The following is a 19,827-nucleotide window of genomic DNA, read 5'->3' as shown; positions in this document are numbered from 1 at the left end:
TACTGAAGTGCGAGCATTGTAGGTGAGCAGTGCTCACCATTAATTTAGTATTAATTAGGTGTAATTCATCAGCATGTAAACCTATTTTTAAATACCATAAAATAGACAGTTCTGTATATTTTGTTATAAAATATAGTTGATTATGACCCCAATTTATAAAAATGTAATGTTTAATAATATTTCCCAAGTTTTAGAGAGTATAGGTTTTCTCTCACAACATCGTTCGGTGTATCTCCAGTTTTCAGATGCATCACTGAATAGTCAGGTTTTCTTACAACGTATAGATGGGCAACATTCTCTTAATCAGGGCATGAGAGCCGAGCTGATTTGCTTATCAACTAATGCCCATATTGCACTCAAGACATTTATTGGAGTGCGGGTTGCTGTTGACCAAGTAACAGATTGAGGAAGTTTTTTCCGTACTACAGGTATTATTACAGGAGCATCACAGGGGCAAAGTGATGGTGCTCTAACCTTATATAAACTCACCATAAGTGATCCAACTTATCTCTGGCATAAACGCAGAAACAGTCGTGTGTTTATGAACAAGAGTGTGAAAGAAATTAGTGAGATTCTTTTTCAGGAATGGCAGGGGAAAAGTCCATTATTTGCATCTAGTCTGACTTTAGATTTGAGCGGGTTGAAACAGACCTACGATGTCCGTCCTTTTGTAATGCAGCTCAATGAAAGTGACTATGACTTTTTAACTCGTTTATGGCGTAGTGAAGGCATTAACTGGCTCATTGATGAAGCTGAGCTTACTGTACCAAGCAATACAGATCATATTCAGCCACAAAAGTTAGGTCTTATTGATGACAATAACCAATATCAAGCTTTAACAAGAAGAACAATTCGCTACCATCGAAGTCATGCAACTGAACAATTTGACAGTATGACTAGTCTAATGGCTGATCGTAGTTTACAGCCGACTTCTGTTTTTGTGCAGCGTTGGCAGTCAGATGTATTAGAGCAAACAGATGGGGTAGGCAGTGTACAAAGTACACATCAACATAGTGCCAACTATGACAATCAAAGCTTAAGTCTTGAAGATGCATGGCACTTTAGCCCGGCATGGATGCAGGATTTAAAAGGCGAAGATGGGGCAACCTCAGCAAGTAACCAACAACTAGAAAAGTTCAATCAGAACCTAAGTGCTTATCATGATGCTCAGTCTAAGCAGTTTATTGCAAAAACCACAGTACGGGATACCCAAGTTGGCTACTGGTTTGAACTCAATGAACATCCTGAAATTGATCTTCATGACGGTGCAGATAAAGAGTTTCTGATTATCGGGAAGCATTACTACAACCAAAATAACTTACCCAAAGATTTAAACCAGCAAATTCAAGCTTTAGTTCAACAAAGCCATTGGCAAGTTGGTCATACAGACGAGCGCCAAGGTAATGAACTGATTTTACAACGCCGTAATATTAAGGTTGTGCCTGCGTATCAACCTTTAGAGAATCGACCTCACGCCTCTGTGCAACGTGCCATAGTCGTAGGGCCAGAGGGTGAGCAAATTCATGTCGATCAATGGGGACGCATTAAAGTTCGTTTCTTGTTCACCCGCAGTGATGACCATCGCCATGATGGGGGGGCTGGAAGTAACGGCAATGACACTGATTCGGCTTGGGTCGATGTGGTAACTCCGTGGGCTGGAAAGGGTTATGGGGCACGGTTTTTACCACGCGTGGGTGAAATCGTTGTAATTAATTTCTTTGATGGCAATATTGACCGCCCGTTTGTGGCGGGCCGCATTCACGAAGCTGAACGGCATCCAACCCAGTTTGACCAGAAAGGACAGCTACCAGACACTAAGAAATTGAGTGGCATCCGCTCAGAAGAAGTAGGTGGTAAAGGTTTTAACCAGTTACGTCTTGATGATACTACTGGACAAATTAGTGCCCAGTTACAAAGTAGCCATGCGGCCAGTCAGCTAAATTTGGGTAACTTAAGCCATCCAAAAGCCAGTGCGACAAGTGATGGTCGTGGTGAAGGTTTTGAACTGAGAACTGACCAGTGGGGTGCTGTTAGAGCAGGCAAAGGCTTACTCATTACCACTCATAAACAAGACCAAGCTCAAGGCACACATTTAGACGCAGCCAACGCTAAGCAACAAATAGAAGGTGGCCTTAATAATGCTAAGGCACTGAGTGAAGTTGCTAAAAACCAGCAAACTGACCCATTGGAAGTGCTTGAGAACTTAAAAACTTTCTTGGAACAAATTGAGCAACAAGATAAAGACAAAGCTGCTCTATTTAAGCAAGCGATTATGATATTAAGCGCACCTAACAGTATTGCTCTAGCCAGTAATGAAGACATTCATTTAAGTGCAGATGCTCAGTTAAGCCAAAGCGCTGGAGACAGCATTAACCTAAGCACTCAAAAGAACCTGATTGCACACGCCCAAAATAAAATTAGCCTTTTTGCAGCGCAACAGGGAGCGCGGTTGTATGCGGGCAAAGGAAAAGTTGAAATACAAGCCCAAGGTGATGGAGCAGATTTAATTGCTCGTAAAGGCATTCAGATTATTTCAACAGAAGACAAAATTGCTATTAATGCTTCTAAAGAAATTGTTATTACAGCCGGTAGTTCTCAAATCAAGATTAATGGTTCGGGTATTTTCCCTGTCACTGGTGGTAAGTTTGAGGTGAAGGCTGGGCAGCATGTGTTTATGGGAGGAGCATCAGCAACACAGAACTTACCAATTTTACCTGCTTTCTCAATACCTAAGAAACAGCTTGAATTTAGAAAGGTATATGCGGATGGTATGCCTAGTCCAAATATTCCTTATACAATTCATTTGCCTGATGGAACCACACAAAAGGGTAAAACTGATTCGAATGGTATGGCGTTTTATAATGACCAGAAAAATGGACGTGCTGTCATTGAATATGGGGAAGATCGGAACCCATTAGGTTCAGCGTTAGAAATGAGGTTTGAGCAAGAGATAGATAACTTATTTAAAACTGAAATTTTTGTACTCCCACTTGCAGATGATCAAGCAGAAGATTAATTATGGATATGTTACAGACATTTAGTGGTTATCAAAGACAGCTTCAGAAAAGTTTTAATCAATCTGTCATCAGTTTGCAATCCAATTTTAATCAGACAGCAACATGGATAGAGAAAGAGCTTAATGAGCTTATTGCACAGTATAGTAAATCTTTAGACGGTGCTCAAAGTTGGGTTAAAAGTTTTATTTATGGGGAGTTCAATACCGATGAACGCCCTGTCTCTGTGATTGTCACAGAAATGCTTACAGGTTTTGTTCCTGGGACAGTTCTTGTATTTAGTGCTCGTGATGCGGTTGCAGTCATAATGCGGATGCTAAATGATCCCAAGAAACAAGATGATGTACAGGAATGGATGTTATTAGCTGTTTACTTACTTCCATTTGTTTTAGTTGGTGTGACTGCCACGACAGGTGCGGCAACTGGTGGAGCAGGTGGGGCTGTTTTTGGTGGTGTTGGTGCAGCTCCCGGAGCTGGTGTGGGTGGTCTTATTGGTGGGGCTGTTGGTAGTGAAATAGGTAATGTAGTTAAATGTGTGGGATTATTCCTTATTAAAAAAACACCTCATTTAGCGACGATAGTCTCTAAACTAAACGGTTTTATGAAAGGAAATATTATTCCGACACTGAAAAGGATAAAGTATTCAGATTATGCTACCTCTGTTACTAATATTATCACGTCAATACTTAATCAATTATTAGGTTTGGTAAAACGTGTTAAGTCACTGTTAAGCTATGGAGCTAAAATTAATTGGATGGGTTTAGGATGGGCTAAATCTATTTATGTAAGAATGGAGAGATTTGAGGCCGCTTTAGTTTCAATGATCCAAAAATCAGCCATAAAAATTAAACAAGGCTTTAAAGAATTTGATGAGCATTTGCAAAACTTATTAAAGCAATCAGTTAAGTATGAACCTGCTTATGCTACTGTGGGTACAAAGGTGAAGCCTGTTCCTGCGCCTACTCAAACAGTTAGACCATCTTTCCCTCAAACTGCTCAGGCAAATGCTGCACATAGTGCAGGCACAGCTTCGAGTGCTGCGAGAAAAACACCTGAAAATGTACATCAGCCAAAAGTGAAAGAGCCGATTACCAAGAAGATGCCTGAGACAAAGGTAAAATGCTTTAATCCTGTTAATACATCTTCTGCAAGAAAAAATGCTGATAAGATGATTAAAGAAAACTACCCGAAGGACAGTAACAGTCTAGCGGTTGAAGAATACTTAAATAAAGAGACTGATTGGCAGTTGGCAAATCAACAAAAAGGTCTCAATGAGATGAGTGTAGAGGACTATATTGAAGGACGGAAGGCTTTTAATACAGAGGGGCGTGGTGGTGGTGCACCTGCTGAGCAAGCTAGAAAAAAATATGGGGCTGACCTTGCTGAAAAATATGAGAAAGAATATCAGCAACAAAATATAGGTGCTCGAGAAGCAAAGAAACTTGCTAAGGAAAAGTCAGGACGAATCATGAATGAAATGGCTGCTCTACATAACCCTGATCAGCTTGTAGGTGGGGCAAATAAAGTTGATACCAAAGCAATTGGTCTAAAAAATGTCAATTCCTCTATTGGTAGTCAGTGGAAAACCAGAGTTCAAGCATTAGATGAAGCGGCAGCAAAAGTTCCTGTTAGTGAAAGAAGTACGACAGGGATGAATGCAAAACTGGAAAGGTGTAAGAAATGAGTGAGTTTATAATGGATGAAAATTTTGAAATTTTTTATCATGATGAAGGTTTTGGACCGCCAGTTTTTGTAGAACCTGTATCAGAAGAAACTCTGAAAAAGTATCAAGGCAAACTACCAAATCAACTGCTTGAGTATTGGAAAGCTTTTGGTTTTTCTGGTTGGGGGAATGGATTGTTCTGGTTGGTTAACCCAGAAGACTACCAAGATGTATTAGATGCTTGGTTAGAGCATATAGAGTTGCCACCCCATGAAGAGTATTTTGTGATCGCTCGTACAGCTTTTGGAGATTTAAGCGTATGGGGAACAATTCATGGTCGATGCTTTACTATTTCGGCAACGACTTCACAAATTTTTCCAAAAATGGAAAAAATGGAGCAAGGTGAGGAAGACTTACTTATCAAGATATTTTTTTCGTCAAAAGATAAAGACTCATTAGATATAAATGATTACAAAAACAAACCGTTATTTGATCGGGCTGTTAAAAAATACGGTGAACTGAGCAAGAATGAGATGTTTGGTTTTGAACCCGCTTTAATTTTAGGTGGTGAAGCAAAACTGGAAAATGTTCGCAAGTTACCGATTATTTCACATTTACAATTTCTAGCTTCTCTTGATACACCACGAATGATGCTCGATATCGGGAAATTTGTGGATGAACATGGTCTAGGAAAGGATGATTAAAGCCCGTTAGGGCTTTTCATTATTCTATTTTGTATTTTCTAAAGACATAAATGCAAAATTGGAAAGGTGTAAAAAATGAGTGAATTGTTAATAGATGAAGATTTTGATTATTTTTATAATGATAAAGGGTTTGGACCACCTATTACTTCTGAACCTGTACATGAGGAGACTCTCAAAAAATATCAAGGGAAATTACCTAATCAACTACTTGAGTACTGGAAAGTCTATGGTTTTTCAGGATGGGGCAATGGATTATTCTGGTTTGTAAATCCAGAGGATTATCAAGATGTTTTGGATGCTTGGTTAGAGCATATAGAGTTGCCACCCCATGAAGAGTATTTTGTTTTTGCGCGCAGTGCATTTGGTGACTTAATTATTTGGGGAACTAGACATGGTCGTTGTTTAAAAATATCTTCTGTCACGAATCAAATATTCCCAAATATGGAAGAAATGGAGCAAGGTGAAGAAGATTTTATACTACGAAATTACATTTCAACTCCAACAAAAAAAACATTCGATTTTAAAGACTGGAAAAATAAGCCTTTATTTGATCGAGCAGTAAAAAAATATGGGGAATTGAATAAAAATGAAATGTTTGGTTTCGAACCCGCTTTAATTTTAGGTGGTGAAGCAAAACTGGAAAATGTTCGCAAGTTACCGATTATTTCACATTTACAATTTCTAGCTTCTCTTGATACACCACGAATGATGCTCGATATCGGAAAATTTGTGGATGAACAAGGTCTAGGAAAGAATGATTAAAGCCCGTTAGGGCTTTTCATTATTCTATTTTGTATTTTCTAAAGACATAAATGCAAAATTGGAAAGGTGTAAAAAATGAGTGAAGTTATAATGGATGAAAATTTTGAAATTTTCTATCACGATGAGAGTTTTGGACCACCAATTTATTCAGAAACTGTTTCCGAAGAAACCATAAAAAAATATCAAGGGAAATTACCTAATCAATTACTTGAATACTGGAAAGTCTATGGTTTTTCAGGATGGGGAAATGGATTATTTTGGCTGGTAAATCCCGAGGATTACCAAGATGTTTTGGATGCTTGGTTGGAGCATGTTGAACTCCCTCCTCACGAAGAATATTTTGTGATTGCCCGAACAGCCTTTGGTGATTTAAGTGTATGGGGGACTATACATGGGCAATGCTTTACTATTTCGCCACTTGTAAATCAAATATTTCCAAGTATGGAAATTATGGAAAAAGATGAGGGAGATTTACTAATAAGAATTTTTATGTCTTCTAAAGAAAAAAGATTTATAGATATAAAAGACTATAAAAACAAACCATTATTTGATCGGGCTGTTAAAAAATACGGTGAACTGACCAAGAACGAGATCTTTGGCTTTGAACCTGCATTAGTTTTAGGTGGTGAAGCAAAACTGGAAAATGTTCGCAAGTTACCGATTATTTCACATTTACAATTTTTAGCTTCTCTTGATACACCACGAATGATGCTCGATATCGGGAAATTTGTGGATGAACAAGGCCTAGGAAAGGATGATTAAAGCCCGTTAGGGCTTTTCATTATTCTATTTTTAAATATATGAATGCAAACGTGAAAAAATAGTGAAGTTATTGGGATATGAAAAAAACACCTATTACTTTTAATTCAGGATGTGCTATCTCAGATGATATGGTATATGTAGCAAGCTCACTGGATAACTTTGATGACAATCAACAATTTAGTCGATTGTTTATGTACGATTATACAGAAGAGAATGGAGAGGGATGGTATTATCATGATGTTAATTTTATTGTAGTTGATGTATGTTTTTATAATGTTGAAAATAATAAAAAGTTAATAGCATTAAGTGATGAAGGTGAAATTGAAGAGTTTGATGGTGAAGTTAGTAATTTTAAAAATATAGATGGAGCTGGTTTAAATCAAGAGTGGAGTAAAGGTCGTGGTTATCTCTCCACAATAAAATTTCAAAATAATAAGTTGTTTGCTTGTGGCTATGATGGGCAAGTTTATATTAACGAATTTAACTGGCTTGACTTATCAAATGGTTTAAAATCGAGTAATAATCAAATACTAGATTTTGAATCTCTTGAAAATGAAGATGATATTTCTGTTATAGATATATGTGAAATAAGTGGTAATTATTTCTGTGTAGGTCGTATCGGAGATAATGGATTAATTGCTAATTATGATGGTAAACTATGGAATGTATTGAAAAAAGTTAAACCTGCTACATTATATTCAATTATTCCGAAAAAAGATGGAAAATTAATAGCATGTGGAACATATGGAAATTTAATAGAAATTAATCAGGATGCTACTCTTAATCGGAAAACAAACTTAAGTATTAAAGATGATTTTTATTCTTTAACTGAATTTAACGATATTCTTTATATAGGTTCAGCATGCGGTTTATATGAATTTTATGAAAATAAAATTACTAAAGTGAATATTCATGAGGAAATAGATAATAATCTTGTTTTTAAAGTAGATTCTACTGAGAATACATTATGGATTTTTACTAATAAACTTATAGGTAGATATGATGGAAATTCTTGGAAAATTTTTGATCATCCAGATAACAAAGAATATAAAAAAATATCTTTAACTGTGAATGCAAACGAAAAATGTCCTAAAACTGGATATTGGTATACAGTTGCGAAACCTAATTCGAGAGCTTATTTTAAACAAGGCGATGCTTTTCCTCAGTTAGTAACTGATTGGGGGGAAGTTTATTGGACTTGGGATGGTGAGGATTAATTGAATGTCCACAAGGGCATTTTTATTTGCAACTGATTCATAAACCGAAATGTACTCGTACAGTGACTGCACATGCAATTACTTTAGAATTTTTAATGCCAAATGAAATGCTGGAGCGTTAAGAATGTCAATAACAGTCAATAATCAGGAAATAGATTGGCAGAAGTGGTTTGATCAGGAAATCAAAGATTCAGATAGTTATAGAGATAGTTTTCTAGAAGCAGAAATGTATCAAAGAAGATTTAATACCATTCTAAATGGTATTTACTCAGTGACTGATGGTTTTCGGAAATATAAAGCTAATGCCAAAGCTGGAAAAATGATGAGTGCAGGGCATCAACGCTTACAAGATGTATTAGATTTAATGTCTTTACAATATTCAGCGGGTGGGGATATCGGCTTTATCAAGGAACTGTATCCCTACTTACTACATTGGACTGAGGAATATGCTGAAACCAGCCATTTATATAATCTAAGTCCTGATGCTGGGGGGCGTTATGTCTGGCATATCAGTTTAGGTACAGAAGATTATTGGTATATTGCTTTACGGTTGATCTGTTTTGGTTTGTTGACTGGCTATGCTGATCAAATGGCACGTATTATGCCGATTATTGACTATGTTGAAGCCACACCAGAAGGGCAAGAGAAAGATGGTTTAATCGAGCGTTTGATTGCCCCATTTGTAGCAGACCGTGGAACTCCACCTGATGAGGCCAGAAGACATTTACCTTATCGAAAGTTAATCAAAGTATTTAATGCTGCACCTGAACAACGCCCAGCTTTAATGCTGCAATATTTAGAAAGCTGGTATGAGGCGAGTCGTCGAGAACCTTATCATGATCAACATCCACAAACTGATTTGAGGTCGGGCATTAGCTATTTCGGATATTGGTCATGGGAAGCAGCAGCTGTGACATGGTTGTTAGGTATAGATGATACCTTATATCGTGAGCATGAGTTCTATCCAAAAGACTTAGTTGATTTTGCGCGTACACAATCAAATGTGGTTCCAAATGAGGAACAGCTAGAACGTATAAAAGTAAAAGGTGGCGAAGCTTGTATTAAAACAGGCTATTGGATTACTTCAGCTAAACCTGATACACGACTGTATTTTACGCAAGGAGCCATATTGCCAATACTTTCAGAAATGCACTGGGGTGAAGTGCATTGGTGCTGGGATGGTGAGAATTAAATGAGGACTGAATTAATTAGTTATTAAAATGTAACGCTGGTAGTTAAAATAAATGCTGGTACAAGAAAGAACTTAAAATATAAAGAATGGCAATCACAACAAGTTTTTTGAAATTCAACAGACACCTCAACTATCAATAAATCTGACAGAATCTAACTTTTTATATCAAATAAAAGCAGTTATCTTAATTGTACTTGGGCACAAACTCTTAAGGTGCTCGTCTTTTCGTTAAATTTTTAGGTATTTAAAATGAATAAAATGCATGTAACTTTGGCTGTAGTAGTCGGTTTAATTGTTGGTGGTGTAGTGGGTGCTCTAGGTTATTCTAAAACTGCTGCACGTTATGATGCGATGACCACAGCATGTGTAATGGTCAATCAAGCAGTTGAACACGAGATTTTAAAGCCTGAACAAGTAAAAGAGTTAGGTGAGCTTACAGGTCAAACTCTTAAGAAAGATTATGCTTCTGTAGCATCAAAATTTAAGTTTTCTGAAAAGCAGTTAGGCAATGCCTCTGAAGGTTCTAATTGTAGCCAGTTTATTGTTGGTGTGAATGCAGCACAATAATTAAAAGAGAACCCACAGATTGTGGATTTTTTCTTATTGATTTGACCAAGCTGAATCTATGGCATCAATTAACCGTAGGTTCAGTGCTTTCTGTTCTAATTGCCAATTTGAGAGTTCTTCGGCAGTTGGTTCTTGTTGTCCATCCGAAGCTGCTAAAAACCGTTTAAAGTAGTTTTTATAATGATAGGCAGAAACGTCACCTGTAATATCAGCTGCTACTAATCGGCCCTTGCATGCTTCAATTAAGCTCTGTAAGTGCTTCTCTAGAAACTTACCTTGGTCCCAGTTTGTCATGACGACTTCGCTCGACAGCACGTCCTTATCAATCGATAAATAAACAGGTAAGTTCGATGCTTTTATTTCTGTGAGAAATGCAGTTAGTAACTCATCTGGATGATCGAAGTTTTGCCATGCTTTCTTTTTGCCTGTAAAACGCACCCATGATGCATTTTGCTGAATACTCCAATAATGCAGTTTGCCTTTTAGTAAAGGCGACCAATGGTTTTCTACGGCGTGTAGCCATCCAATATCACTTGAACTAATCCCAAGCACGTCAATTCTGGCAACTTGAGGAAGCTTGCTTGCCCAATACACCCATGAGCCACAGTGAATACCAAAAGGGTAACGCATGTTGTCAGGGTGGTTATCGCAGACAATGAGGTGAAGAGGTTCAGCAGACGGCAGTCTTTCGAGTAAAAGCTGAGTAACGTGGTGATAATCACCGCTACCTAAAAGAACACAACCCAGTTTTGAAGGTAAATGCTGGTTAATGTGTGTACGTAACTCATCAAATTCTTTTAATTTACAACCAAAGCGAATCACTTCTTGCCATGAAGTTAGGTCAATACGTACCGCATCATCAGGATCACCCGCAGAATCGTCAAAATTTAAAACGACAGGTGTTCTGTTATTTACTGAACTCATGATCGTGTTTCCTGTTTAACATGCCAATGATGATCTGCTTCAAATAAAGGTCGTAATTTTTTTAAAACAAAACGTAAGGCAGGGGAATGTATCCACACCAGATGACGGGTAAATGTAAATTTAGCCCCGAGTTGGGCTTTGACTTCAGGGTCTGTCCATCCTGCAATGTAGTACTTGAGGTTGTTAGCTAATGCATAATCTAAATTTACGAACCAACTAATAAAATATAAATTGTATTCTTTTGCGAGCGGGTAATTGAGACCAATATATTTATCAACCAGATTGTCTTTGTATTCATAACAAATGTTATAACCGACTAGAGTTGTATCTGCCCAATATAAAAAGACTTTACCGCCACTGTGCACATCTTGAAGAATTTCTGAAAAAAACTCAGGGCTAAGTAGGTCAAAATGTATTTCGCTTTGGTGATAAACGGCTAGATAGAGTTCATATAAATATGTTCTAAACTCAGGATCATTAAAGCGTTCATCGCCTGTAGACAATTGTTCAATGTTTAATTCATTTAAACTTTTGAGTTTGCGTTTAAAGTTTTTACGGCGTGGCCTAGATAATCTAGAGAGATATTCTTCACGGCTTGAAAAATCGATAGGGACATAAGCTAAAGCTTGTCCTTCTACAGATATAAAACCTTTTTTTTCTGCTTCTTGAATAAAATTGTGACTGTAATTATTTTCAAGTTCGCTGAGTAAAGGTGAATCTAACGGAAGATCTTTAATAATACCTAACTTAATGTTTTGATCATTATTCTTTAAAAAATCTGCTATTGAGTCTAGAGGAAGTTCACTAGGTAATAAGCTGTATTCTGTGACCGTTGTCCCGATAAAACATGTTTTAAAATGAAGAATTTTCCCCCAGGTTGAATATCCTGGCAATGCTTTAATTTTTTTAAGAAGGTCTGTATCTAGAGTCGTTAATAAATCAAACTCTGTATAAAAATAAGGTAAAAAATCGCTAGGCGAATGAACCTGAAAACTTAAAGGTGGATGCTTTAAAAAAGCATCCACCACTGCCTGAGGTTCTAACTGATTCAGGTTTATAGTCATAAAGTAATTTTATATTTCCCGTTTAGCTCGAACTAATAATTGGTCAAGTAATACCATTGCTTGATCGATTTCGGCTCTTGAGATCTCTAGTGAAGGTGCGAAAGTAATTACGTTCTTGTAATAACCACCTACATCTAACACCAAACCACATTGCTGTCCTTGATATTCAAGGGTACCTGAAAGACCGATATCAACCATTTTATCCAACAATTCTTTGTTTGGAGTAAAACCATCAGCCTGACAAATTTCTGCACGCAATGCTAGCCCTAAACCATCAACATCACCAATTTCTGGATGACGTGATTGTAATTCTTTTAGACCTTCTAGGAAATAAGCACCACTTTCCATAATTTGTTTTTCATAGTCTTTTTCAGCCAACATGTTCATGACTTCAAGACCTACTGCCGTACCAAGCGGGTTAGATGCAAACGTCGAGTGAGTTGAACCCACTGGGAAAATCTCAGGATTAATCATTTCTTCTTTTGCCCAAATACCAGCAAGAGGGTTTAATCCGTTGGTCAACGCTTTACCAAATGCAACAACGTCTGGCGTAATATCGAAATGTTCGAAAGACCAAAGTTTACCGGTACGGTAGAAGCCCATTTGAATTTCGTCTACAACCAATAAAATACCATGATCATCTAGAACTTTTTTCAAACCTTTGTAGAAGTTCTTCGGTGGAATAACATAACCGCCAGTACCCTGAATTGTTTCGATATAGAAAGCAGCAAATTCACTTTCACGAACTTTAGGATCCCAAACGCCGTGGTATTCATTTTCAAAAAGACGTGCAAATTCGGCAACTAACTTATCTGCATATTCTTCTGGTGTCATACCTTTAGGACGACGGAAAGGATATGGGAATGGAATGAATTGGGCACGCTCACCAAAATGACCATAACGGCGACGGTAGCGATAGCTTGAAGTAATTGAAGATGCACCTAAAGTACGGCCATGATAACCGCCCTCGAAAGCGAACATACGGCTTTTGCCTTTAGTAAAGTTACGTACAACTTTTAGAGAGTCTTCAATTGCTTGAGAACCACCAACGTTGTAGTGAACACGACCTTGTACACCCGTCTTTTTGAGTATGTCTTCAGCAATCACTTTACTGAGTTCAATTTTAGTTGGATGTAAATATTGGCTGGCAATTTGAGGAAGTTTATGAATTTGGTCGATAAGCGCTTGATCTAAACGTGGGTTTTTATAACCAAAGTTGACCGCTGAATACCACATTTGTAAGTCTAGATATGGGATATTCTGGTCATCAAAAATATAGCTACCCTGACAATCCGTAAAAATTTTAGGTGGGTTTACATAGTGTACTGTATCGCCGTGTGAACAATACTTTGCCTCATCTGCTAGAAGTTGCGCTTCATCTAGTGGAACGCGGTTATTAGAACTAGTTGCAGAAGTGCGTTCTTGTTTGAATGTATGATTGTTGTTCATACTTCTATTCCTTTTACGGTTGGTATTTTCAGTATGTATGTTTTAGATACAGAGGCTGAGTGAAAAGAGTTGTCGTGTTTAAAAGGTAAAGGTAAGCCCCACAGCTGGTGTAATATCTGTGCGTTTTTTTACCATCGGACTTTTAAACTGTTCGTTTGATAGATAATTAAATTCAACAGAACTAAAAGCATTCACATGTTTGGAAAGTTTGTAGTTGGCTGTCATGCTTACAAAAGGCGATATACTTTGGCCCGGCTCATATGCTGCGATACCACTACGTTTACTTTCAGCATCACTGACGCCATAGTAATATTGGTTATATTTTGCGTTGTTCCACTGAAAACCAGCTTCTGGATAGACGGTTAAATTACCTCTGTCTAATTCAGTAAGGTAAGAAGCTCTTAAAATGGTTCCTTTACTACGGGATAACGTATCGGTATTAAGCCGTGCTTTAAAACCGCCATATGGTGTAATTCGCATATAACTTGCACCTGCTAGAACAGACCATTTGCGTTTATCTAATAGATAGAGTTCGCCGCTTGGATCATAAGTGTTGCCATCATAGTGAGCATCGAGGCGTAATTGATTTTTATCATCTTTGAACAGGTAATAACCGGCATCATCGCCTTCAATATAAAATTTGTCATTGTCATAGAAAAAAACAGGTAAAAGCGTTTGAGAGGTTTTATGACCTTTATAAGCTTGAAAATTTACAGAATAGTTAAAACCCATTGTGAAATCTGGTGATGAGCTTTCTTCTTGCGCATCTTGTGCATAAGCAGAACAGTAAAAACAGCTACTGCTCATTACTATTGCTATGGAAATTCTTTTCAATGGTTTAATCATATTCAGTCTTTCTATGATAAAAAATGGTCGATGTTTGGTTGTGTTCTGTTCAAAATTTTTTTGAATATAAAAGTTAATTCTTATACAAATCTTAATAAAAAATTAAAAATAACTTAATTTTGTATTTTTCAGTCAAATAATTTGATTTCTGAATAAAAAACACTCTAAATGTGAAAGTATAAATGTTAATTTTATTAAAAAATGTTTTTAAATTGTTGATTTTAAATAAATTAAATGCTTGGTATGTTTGAAAATTTTAACTCATTTGTTCACTATTTATGCTTTTGTAATTAGTTGAATCATATAATACTTTATTCAAATTTTTTTTGAATACTATTAATTAAAGAATTTTTAAGATTTCCCGCATAAAGTCAAATTGTAATTTTTATAAAAATTCTTAAATTATTTGTGTGAGGCATTTTATGTTCATGGTCGACCAGCATTACTATACAGATCACACTGTACCTTGGCATATTTTATGTGACTTTGATGGAACAATCAGTTTAAAAGATACAACGGACTATTTGCTTGAAACTTATGCAAAAGCTGGTTGGGAAGAAATTGAGGAAGAGTGGGAGCAAGGGAAAATTGGTTCCAAAGTTTGTATGCAAAAACAGATCGAACTCTTGGATGTCTCTATTGATGAGCTGCGCGATTGCCTTGATCAAATTGAAATTGACCTTGGCTTCATCGAATTAGTGAAGATCACTGCTCAGTATAAAATTCCGTTGACTATTGTGAGTGATGGGCTCGATTTTGTTATTCGCCATATTTTAAAAAAATATCAGTTAGACCATTTACCTATTATTGCAAATCATTTGATTCAGACAGATGAAAGGTCATGGAAATTAGAGTTTCCAAATCAAGAAGCGAGTTGCGTAAGTCAAAGTGGAACATGCAAATGTAAGGTTGCAAATCAAAAACCTCAAAAGCATATTATCTTGATTGGCGATGGACGTTCAGATTATTGTCTAGCGGGAAATGCAGACTATGTTTTTGCAAAGAAATCTCTAATAGACCATTGCAAAGAAAACCAGATTTTCCACACAAAGTTTGAAAACTTTGTAGAAATTTGCCAACCCTTGGCTAAGCTACTCAGTAGTGATTTTGGAATAGATACTCCAGTAACGGTGATTACATGATAAAAGACAATTCATTTTTTTTATCGGGAAACCGAACTGGTATTTTACTCATTCATGGTTTGACGGGTACACCGAATGAAATGAGAGGAATTGCGCGAGTACTTCATCAGGCAGGCTATAGCGTATATGGTGTGCAGTTGGCTGGACACTGTGGCGATGTTGAAGATTTGGTAAATAGCCAATGGGAAGATTGGTTTAATAGTGTTGTTGCAGCCGCAGAAAAGTTAAAAGAACATGCAGATCAGATATTTGTTGCCGGTTTATCAATGGGTTCTTTGCTGGCATTAAAATATGCATCGGCTTATCCAGTTGCTGGCGTCATTGCCTATAGTCCGACCTTCCAATACGACGGTTGGAGTATTCCTTTGTGGTCAAAAGTGCTTGCACCTATTGTTCTGCCAAGTGTTCATTATTTAAATATTTGTCGTAACAATACTTTTGACGAAGCTGAACCTTATGGCATCAAAAATAAGGCATTGCGTTCGCGTATTGTTCAGGCTATGAACAGCGGCGAAAGTAGTGAAGCTGGTTTGCCGGGTAACCCTTGGCATTCATTGTTCCAGTTACAACGTCTTTCGCGGAATGTTCGTAAAAATCTCTCAAATATTACGGCTCCATGTCTGTTATTACATGCCTATGACGATGATATTGCTCACCGAAGAAATAGTGAGTTAATTTATGCCAAAGTGAAGGGGCCTAAGACCTTAATCTGGCTTTATAACAGCTATCACATGATTACAATTGATAATGATCGAAAACAAGTGATTGATGAATCCATTCGATTTATTGAACAGTACCAACATCCAAAAAAGCAGTTAGAGCATCCATCAACTCGTCAAGAACGTAGAACTTCACCTGAAAAAATTGGTGAGCTTTTATGAATATTGTAGTGTTCAGTGTATGGATGCTAACCATTTTGATTGATACTGTTGGGCAGTTGGCTTTTAAGGCCGCTGCTCACGAAAGTAAAACCAATGAAGGGCTTGAGCATTGGTGGTTCATGGCGAAACGTCCATGGATATGGCTTGGTGTTTTTTGTTATATCTTTGAGTTTGTCGTTTGGCTTGCTTTCCTCTCGCTGGTTCCACTTTCTGTTGGGGTCATGTTAGGTTGTATCAACATTGTTGTGATTATGCTTGCTGGACGCTTGTTTTTTAATGAAAAATTAACTCGAAATCGATTAATTGGTGTAGTTCTGATAGCGATCGGTGTCACTATTGTTGGGATTGGGGCATGAAAAAATTTTATATTATTGGTTTTTTAATATTAATGCTCTTCGATACTTTGGCTCAGATCAGTTTTAAGCTAGCTTCCATTCATGCGATGCCTTTGACTTTTGATGTACATTGGCTAATCAGAGTTTTTGGGCATCCTTGGATTTATGGGGCTTTTATTGGATATATAGGTGCCTTTTTTATCTGGATGAATTTATTAAAGCATGCGCCTATTGGACCGGCTTTTGCAGCTTCACATTTAGAACTCATCACGGTGATGTTTTTGTCGATTTGGCTGTTTAATGAACCATTAACATTTACAAAAGTTACTGGCGCTATTCTTATTTTTGCTGGTGTTTGCTTCTTGGCTAAAGATGAAGAAGAGAGCCATAGTCATGAAGAAGTCCCCACAAAATAAACTTTAATCAATTATTCTTAAAACCGTCGTAACACCCGTAACTAATATTTGCGAATGTTAGTGTAATGCTAAATAAGCATTATGAGTGTATGGCGGTTTTATTGTTTCTGAAGTTAATAAATTGAAAATTAAAAAAGCTTCAAAATAAGCAATCTAGTTATATATAAATAAAGATTTTCTTATCTATTACTTATTTTTCTTAAATAGCATTATGTAATGCTTACTGCGGCACAGCTAAACCGTTATTATTTATATGAGATTGATACTCCATAATGAAAAACGATATAGAGACTTTAAAATGAAAAAGCTTGCAATCACTTTAGCTGTTTTGGTTCCACTCTCAAGCTGTAGCTTCGCCAATGACTCTACGGGTTATGTCGGCACAGGTGGCATTCAGTATTTAAAAAACGCACAAGTTGCGATGCAAAGTGAAGATTTATTTATTAGTAAAAAGATAATTAAAGTCGATTATCTATATAAAAATTTAAGTAACAAGGATGTCACTGAAACCGTTTTATTTCCGCTGCCACGTGTTGATAACTTTTTTGAAGCAGATTTTGCAAATACTGAAGCACTTTTAAAAAGCTTTAAAATTGTAGTGGATGGCCAAAATATAAAACCCGAAATGCATGTCAGAACGTTTATTCAAAAAGATGAAAAATCGCCTTTACTGGATGTAACCGATGAGTTTAAGCAATGTGGTTTTACTGAAAAAGACATGCTCAATCCATGGACGCGCAACAATGATAATTATGACGATTATGTAGATAAGCTAAAACAATGTAATAAACCACAAATGCAGAAAATTGTAGCCCAATTTGAAAAAGATGATGTGATTCCGTGGTCATCTCAAGTCATTTATAGCTGGAAGCAAACTTTTAAAGTAAATGGTTTAACTAAAATTCATCATGAATATAAACCTTTGGTCGGCGGTTCTGTTGCGCTTTATCCAGACGAAGATAGCAAACAATTTTGCATGGATAAACAATTTAAGCAGGGTCTTAAAAAAGCTCAGGCAGAACATTCGCCGTTTAGTGCTTTAGGTTATATTTTGACGACAGGCGCAAATTGGGCAAAGCCTATTGAAAACTTTAAGTTAACGATTGAGCGTGATAAAGACGAACTGGTTTCATTTTGTTGGGATGGCAAAGTCAACAAAATTAGTCCGACTCAATTTCAAATGGCCAAAACCAAGTTTGTACCAAAACAAGACTTAGACGTTATTTTTGTTCATCTGCCATAAGCTCATACAAACTTTAATCTGTATAAAATTGCATCACTTTTGATTGTGTGTCATAACCTAACTATGGCGCACAATAACAAGAGGATGCCGTATGTTGCTCAAGGGAAAAGTAGCAGTAATTTTTGGAGGCAGTGGTGCAATTGGCACTGCGATTGCGCAGGTTTTCCTTCGTGAAGGAGCACATGTTTATTTATGCGCAAGGGATTTAAATAAACTGCAAAACATTGCGACACAACTGCAAAAATACGAAGGCGCGGTACATACCGTCAGTGTCGATGTGTTAGATAGTCAAGCAATCAGTGAGGTAGTTGCTCAAATTGCTCAAGCGACGAGTGGTTTAGATATCGTCATCAATGCGACCAGTTTTATTCATAATCAAGGCAAAGAAATTTTAGAATTAAACCTTGAGGAGTTTGTCGGGGGAATACAGCCATTTCTTACAGCACAGTTTAATATCTCTAAAGCTGTGGTTCCTTATATGGGCGGTAAGCGCGGCGGAACCATCATTTCAATTGTGGCACCTTCAGCACGAATGGCGATACCAGGACATTTAGGACATATTGTGGGCTGTGCTGGTATTGAGGCATTTATTAAAGCGCTTGCAAGTGAGCTAGGCCCTAAGAATATACGGGTACTCGGTGTGCGCTCACATGCAATTATTGATGCTGTTCAAGCGGGTTCTTATACGCGCGAATTGTTTGAGTCTAAAGCACAGGCCATGGGGCTCAGCATAGGGCAATGGCTTGAAGGTGCTGCTCAGAGCACCATGTTAAAACGACTACCGACACTTTCACAAGTTGCAGAAACCGTTGCTTTTCTTGCATCGGAACATGCGAACTCAATGACCGCAACGGTTGTAAACATGACTGCTGGCACAATAATCGATTAGCGTAGTTTATTTTTAATCCAATAATCTAAACTGAAATAACGGCCGCCTCCAAGTACAAGAAGGGCAAGTAGCATAATCATATAGGTCGCGGCAAATTCAATTCCGTTATTTAAAATAACAAACGAGCCGCTCGATGTAAGCCAGTCATAGTTGCCATAGTTCTGTAAGATCTCTCGAGCTTTATTTAACTTTTCAGCGGAAGCCAATACTTGCATGTTCGCGAAGGGAGCATGCGGGTCTGCAATTGCTTGCCATCCATTTGGGAGGTGTACCGTAAATATTGCAACTAACATGGTAATAATAAGAGGAATACTAATTAAACGGGTAAATAAACCTAATGTTAAAAGTATGGCACCTGCTAGTTCAGTTGACGTTGCAAGCACGGCCATTAAATAGGGAAAGGGAAGGCCCAATCCTCCATCTGAACTGCCAAACCATTCTACAATGTCATTGAAGTGCATCAATTTATTTGTACCCGCCATCCAAAATATAGGGACGAGGTACAATCGAAGAGCAAGTGCTGCAATGCCATCAATATGTTGTAAAGACTTACCGAGATTTTGATAATATTGAGATAAGACATAAATAAAGTTCTTCATGATAATTTCACATCCAATGCGATTGAATAATAATTAGTCGGATGGAAACTGTATTTCTTACATAAAAATTTTTTTATTTACGGTGTAATAAAAAAGGATTTGGTCCGTCTAACTTTATGTACATGTGTACAAACCGAGAAATTAGCATTAAAGGAATA

At 37.2% G+C, this 19,827-nt stretch carries 18 protein-coding genes and 2 pseudogenes; 15 read left to right on the top strand and 5 right to left on the bottom strand.

Going from position 1 to position 19,827, the window contains the following annotated elements; genetic code table 11:
- Positions 1-166: 166 nt before the first annotated feature.
- The 9 genes and pseudogenes from ACLCEG_RS04045 (at position 167) to ACLCEG_RS04005 (ending at position 9,881) form a co-directional block, all read left to right on the top strand.
- Positions 167-3,016, top strand: a pseudogene (locus ACLCEG_RS04045) (type VI secretion system Vgr family protein).
- A 2-nt stretch (positions 3,017-3,018) separates the two neighbouring features.
- Positions 3,019-4,698, top strand: coding sequence for a polymorphic toxin type 15 domain-containing protein (locus tag ACLCEG_RS04040; protein ID WP_410566054.1), 1,680 nt, complete (start codon positions 3,019-3,021; stop codon positions 4,696-4,698).
- The gene (locus ACLCEG_RS04035; RefSeq protein WP_410566051.1) at positions 4,695-5,381 is read left to right on the top strand and encodes a GAD-like domain-containing protein; all 687 of its coding nucleotides are present in this window, start codon (positions 4,695-4,697) and stop codon (positions 5,379-5,381) included. Before ACLCEG_RS04040 ends, ACLCEG_RS04035 begins: the two co-directional genes overlap by 4 nt.
- 75 nt (positions 5,382-5,456) lie before the next feature.
- Positions 5,457-6,143: a GAD-like domain-containing protein gene (locus ACLCEG_RS04030; protein ID WP_410566048.1), complete on the top strand. Its 687-nt coding sequence runs from the start codon at positions 5,457-5,459 to the stop codon at positions 6,141-6,143.
- A gap of 75 nt (positions 6,144-6,218) precedes the next feature.
- Positions 6,219-6,905 carry a GAD-like domain-containing protein gene (locus ACLCEG_RS04025; protein ID WP_410566045.1) on the top strand — a complete coding sequence of 229 codons (687 nt, stop codon included), beginning with the start codon at positions 6,219-6,221 and terminating at the stop codon, positions 6,903-6,905.
- 77 nt (positions 6,906-6,982) lie between these two features.
- Complete coding sequence (locus ACLCEG_RS04020) at positions 6,983-8,122, top strand: hypothetical protein (protein ID WP_410566042.1); 1,140 nt, start codon at positions 6,983-6,985, stop codon at positions 8,120-8,122.
- Between the two features lie 38 nt (positions 8,123-8,160).
- Positions 8,161-8,244 (top strand): annotated as a pseudogene (locus ACLCEG_RS04015) (hypothetical protein); the annotation flags it as partial.
- A 2-nt stretch (positions 8,245-8,246) separates the two neighbouring features.
- Positions 8,247-9,314 carry a PoNe immunity protein domain-containing protein gene (locus ACLCEG_RS04010; RefSeq protein WP_410566039.1) on the top strand — a complete coding sequence of 356 codons (1,068 nt, stop codon included), beginning with the start codon at positions 8,247-8,249 and terminating at the stop codon, positions 9,312-9,314.
- A gap of 249 nt (positions 9,315-9,563) precedes the next feature.
- Positions 9,564-9,881: a hypothetical protein gene (locus ACLCEG_RS04005; RefSeq protein WP_213702727.1), complete on the top strand. Its 318-nt coding sequence runs from the start codon at positions 9,564-9,566 to the stop codon at positions 9,879-9,881.
- A gap of 33 nt (positions 9,882-9,914) precedes the next feature.
- On the opposite strand, the gene ACLCEG_RS04000 is transcribed toward ACLCEG_RS04005, so the two are convergent.
- The 4 genes from ACLCEG_RS04000 to ACLCEG_RS03985 form a co-directional block, all read right to left on the bottom strand.
- Entirely contained in the window at positions 9,915-10,805 is an 891-nt protein-coding gene (locus ACLCEG_RS04000) for a hypothetical protein (protein ID WP_410566035.1), read from the bottom strand.
- Positions 10,802-11,869 carry a GNAT family N-acetyltransferase gene (locus tag ACLCEG_RS03995; protein WP_410566032.1) on the bottom strand — a complete coding sequence of 356 codons (1,068 nt, stop codon included), beginning with the start codon at positions 11,867-11,869 and terminating at the stop codon, positions 10,802-10,804. The genes ACLCEG_RS04000 and ACLCEG_RS03995 overlap by 4 nt, the downstream gene beginning before the upstream one ends.
- Positions 11,870-11,878: 9 nt before the next feature.
- Positions 11,879-13,318, bottom strand: a complete 1,440-nt coding sequence (locus ACLCEG_RS03990) for an aspartate aminotransferase family protein (protein WP_077168274.1) — start codon at positions 13,316-13,318, stop codon at positions 11,879-11,881.
- A 78-nt stretch (positions 13,319-13,396) separates the two neighbouring features.
- Positions 13,397-14,164, bottom strand: coding sequence for a MipA/OmpV family protein (locus ACLCEG_RS03985; RefSeq protein WP_410566028.1), 768 nt, complete (start codon positions 14,162-14,164; stop codon positions 13,397-13,399).
- 422 nt (positions 14,165-14,586) lie between these two features.
- On the opposite strand from ACLCEG_RS03985, the gene ACLCEG_RS03980 reads away from it, so the two are divergent.
- The 6 genes from ACLCEG_RS03980 (at position 14,587) to ACLCEG_RS03955 (ending at position 19,070) form a co-directional block, all read left to right on the top strand.
- Positions 14,587-15,306, top strand: coding sequence for an MtnX-like HAD-IB family phosphatase (locus ACLCEG_RS03980; protein ID WP_077168276.1), 720 nt, complete (start codon positions 14,587-14,589; stop codon positions 15,304-15,306).
- Positions 15,303-16,187: an alpha/beta hydrolase gene (locus ACLCEG_RS03975; protein ID WP_410566020.1), complete on the top strand. Its 885-nt coding sequence runs from the start codon at positions 15,303-15,305 to the stop codon at positions 16,185-16,187. The genes ACLCEG_RS03980 and ACLCEG_RS03975 overlap by 4 nt, the downstream gene beginning before the upstream one ends.
- Positions 16,184-16,543 carry an EamA family transporter gene (locus tag ACLCEG_RS03970; RefSeq protein ID WP_068935921.1) on the top strand — a complete coding sequence of 120 codons (360 nt, stop codon included), beginning with the start codon at positions 16,184-16,186 and terminating at the stop codon, positions 16,541-16,543. Before ACLCEG_RS03975 ends, ACLCEG_RS03970 begins: the two co-directional genes overlap by 4 nt.
- Positions 16,540-16,938 (top strand): DMT family transporter, encoded by a 399-nt coding sequence (locus ACLCEG_RS03965; RefSeq protein WP_410566017.1) that lies wholly within the window; start codon positions 16,540-16,542, stop codon positions 16,936-16,938. Before ACLCEG_RS03970 ends, ACLCEG_RS03965 begins: the two co-directional genes overlap by 4 nt.
- Positions 16,939-17,236: 298 nt before the next feature.
- Positions 17,237-18,181: a DUF4424 family protein gene (locus ACLCEG_RS03960; RefSeq protein ID WP_410566014.1), complete on the top strand. Its 945-nt coding sequence runs from the start codon at positions 17,237-17,239 to the stop codon at positions 18,179-18,181.
- A 91-nt stretch (positions 18,182-18,272) separates the two neighbouring features.
- Complete coding sequence (locus ACLCEG_RS03955) at positions 18,273-19,070, top strand: SDR family NAD(P)-dependent oxidoreductase (RefSeq protein WP_410566011.1); 798 nt, start codon at positions 18,273-18,275, stop codon at positions 19,068-19,070.
- Here ACLCEG_RS03955 and ACLCEG_RS03950 read toward each other — a convergent pair.
- Positions 19,067-19,669, bottom strand: coding sequence for a DoxX family protein (locus ACLCEG_RS03950; protein ID WP_410566008.1), 603 nt, complete (start codon positions 19,667-19,669; stop codon positions 19,067-19,069). The genes ACLCEG_RS03955 and ACLCEG_RS03950 overlap by 4 nt on opposite strands.
- Positions 19,670-19,827 lie beyond the last annotated feature (158 nt).

This window comes from Acinetobacter sp. H1(2024) (assembly GCF_046557555.1).
Classification (GTDB): Bacteria; Pseudomonadota; Gammaproteobacteria; order Pseudomonadales; family Moraxellaceae; genus Acinetobacter; species Acinetobacter seifertii.
This window is presented reverse-complemented; position numbering and strand designations above follow the sequence as displayed.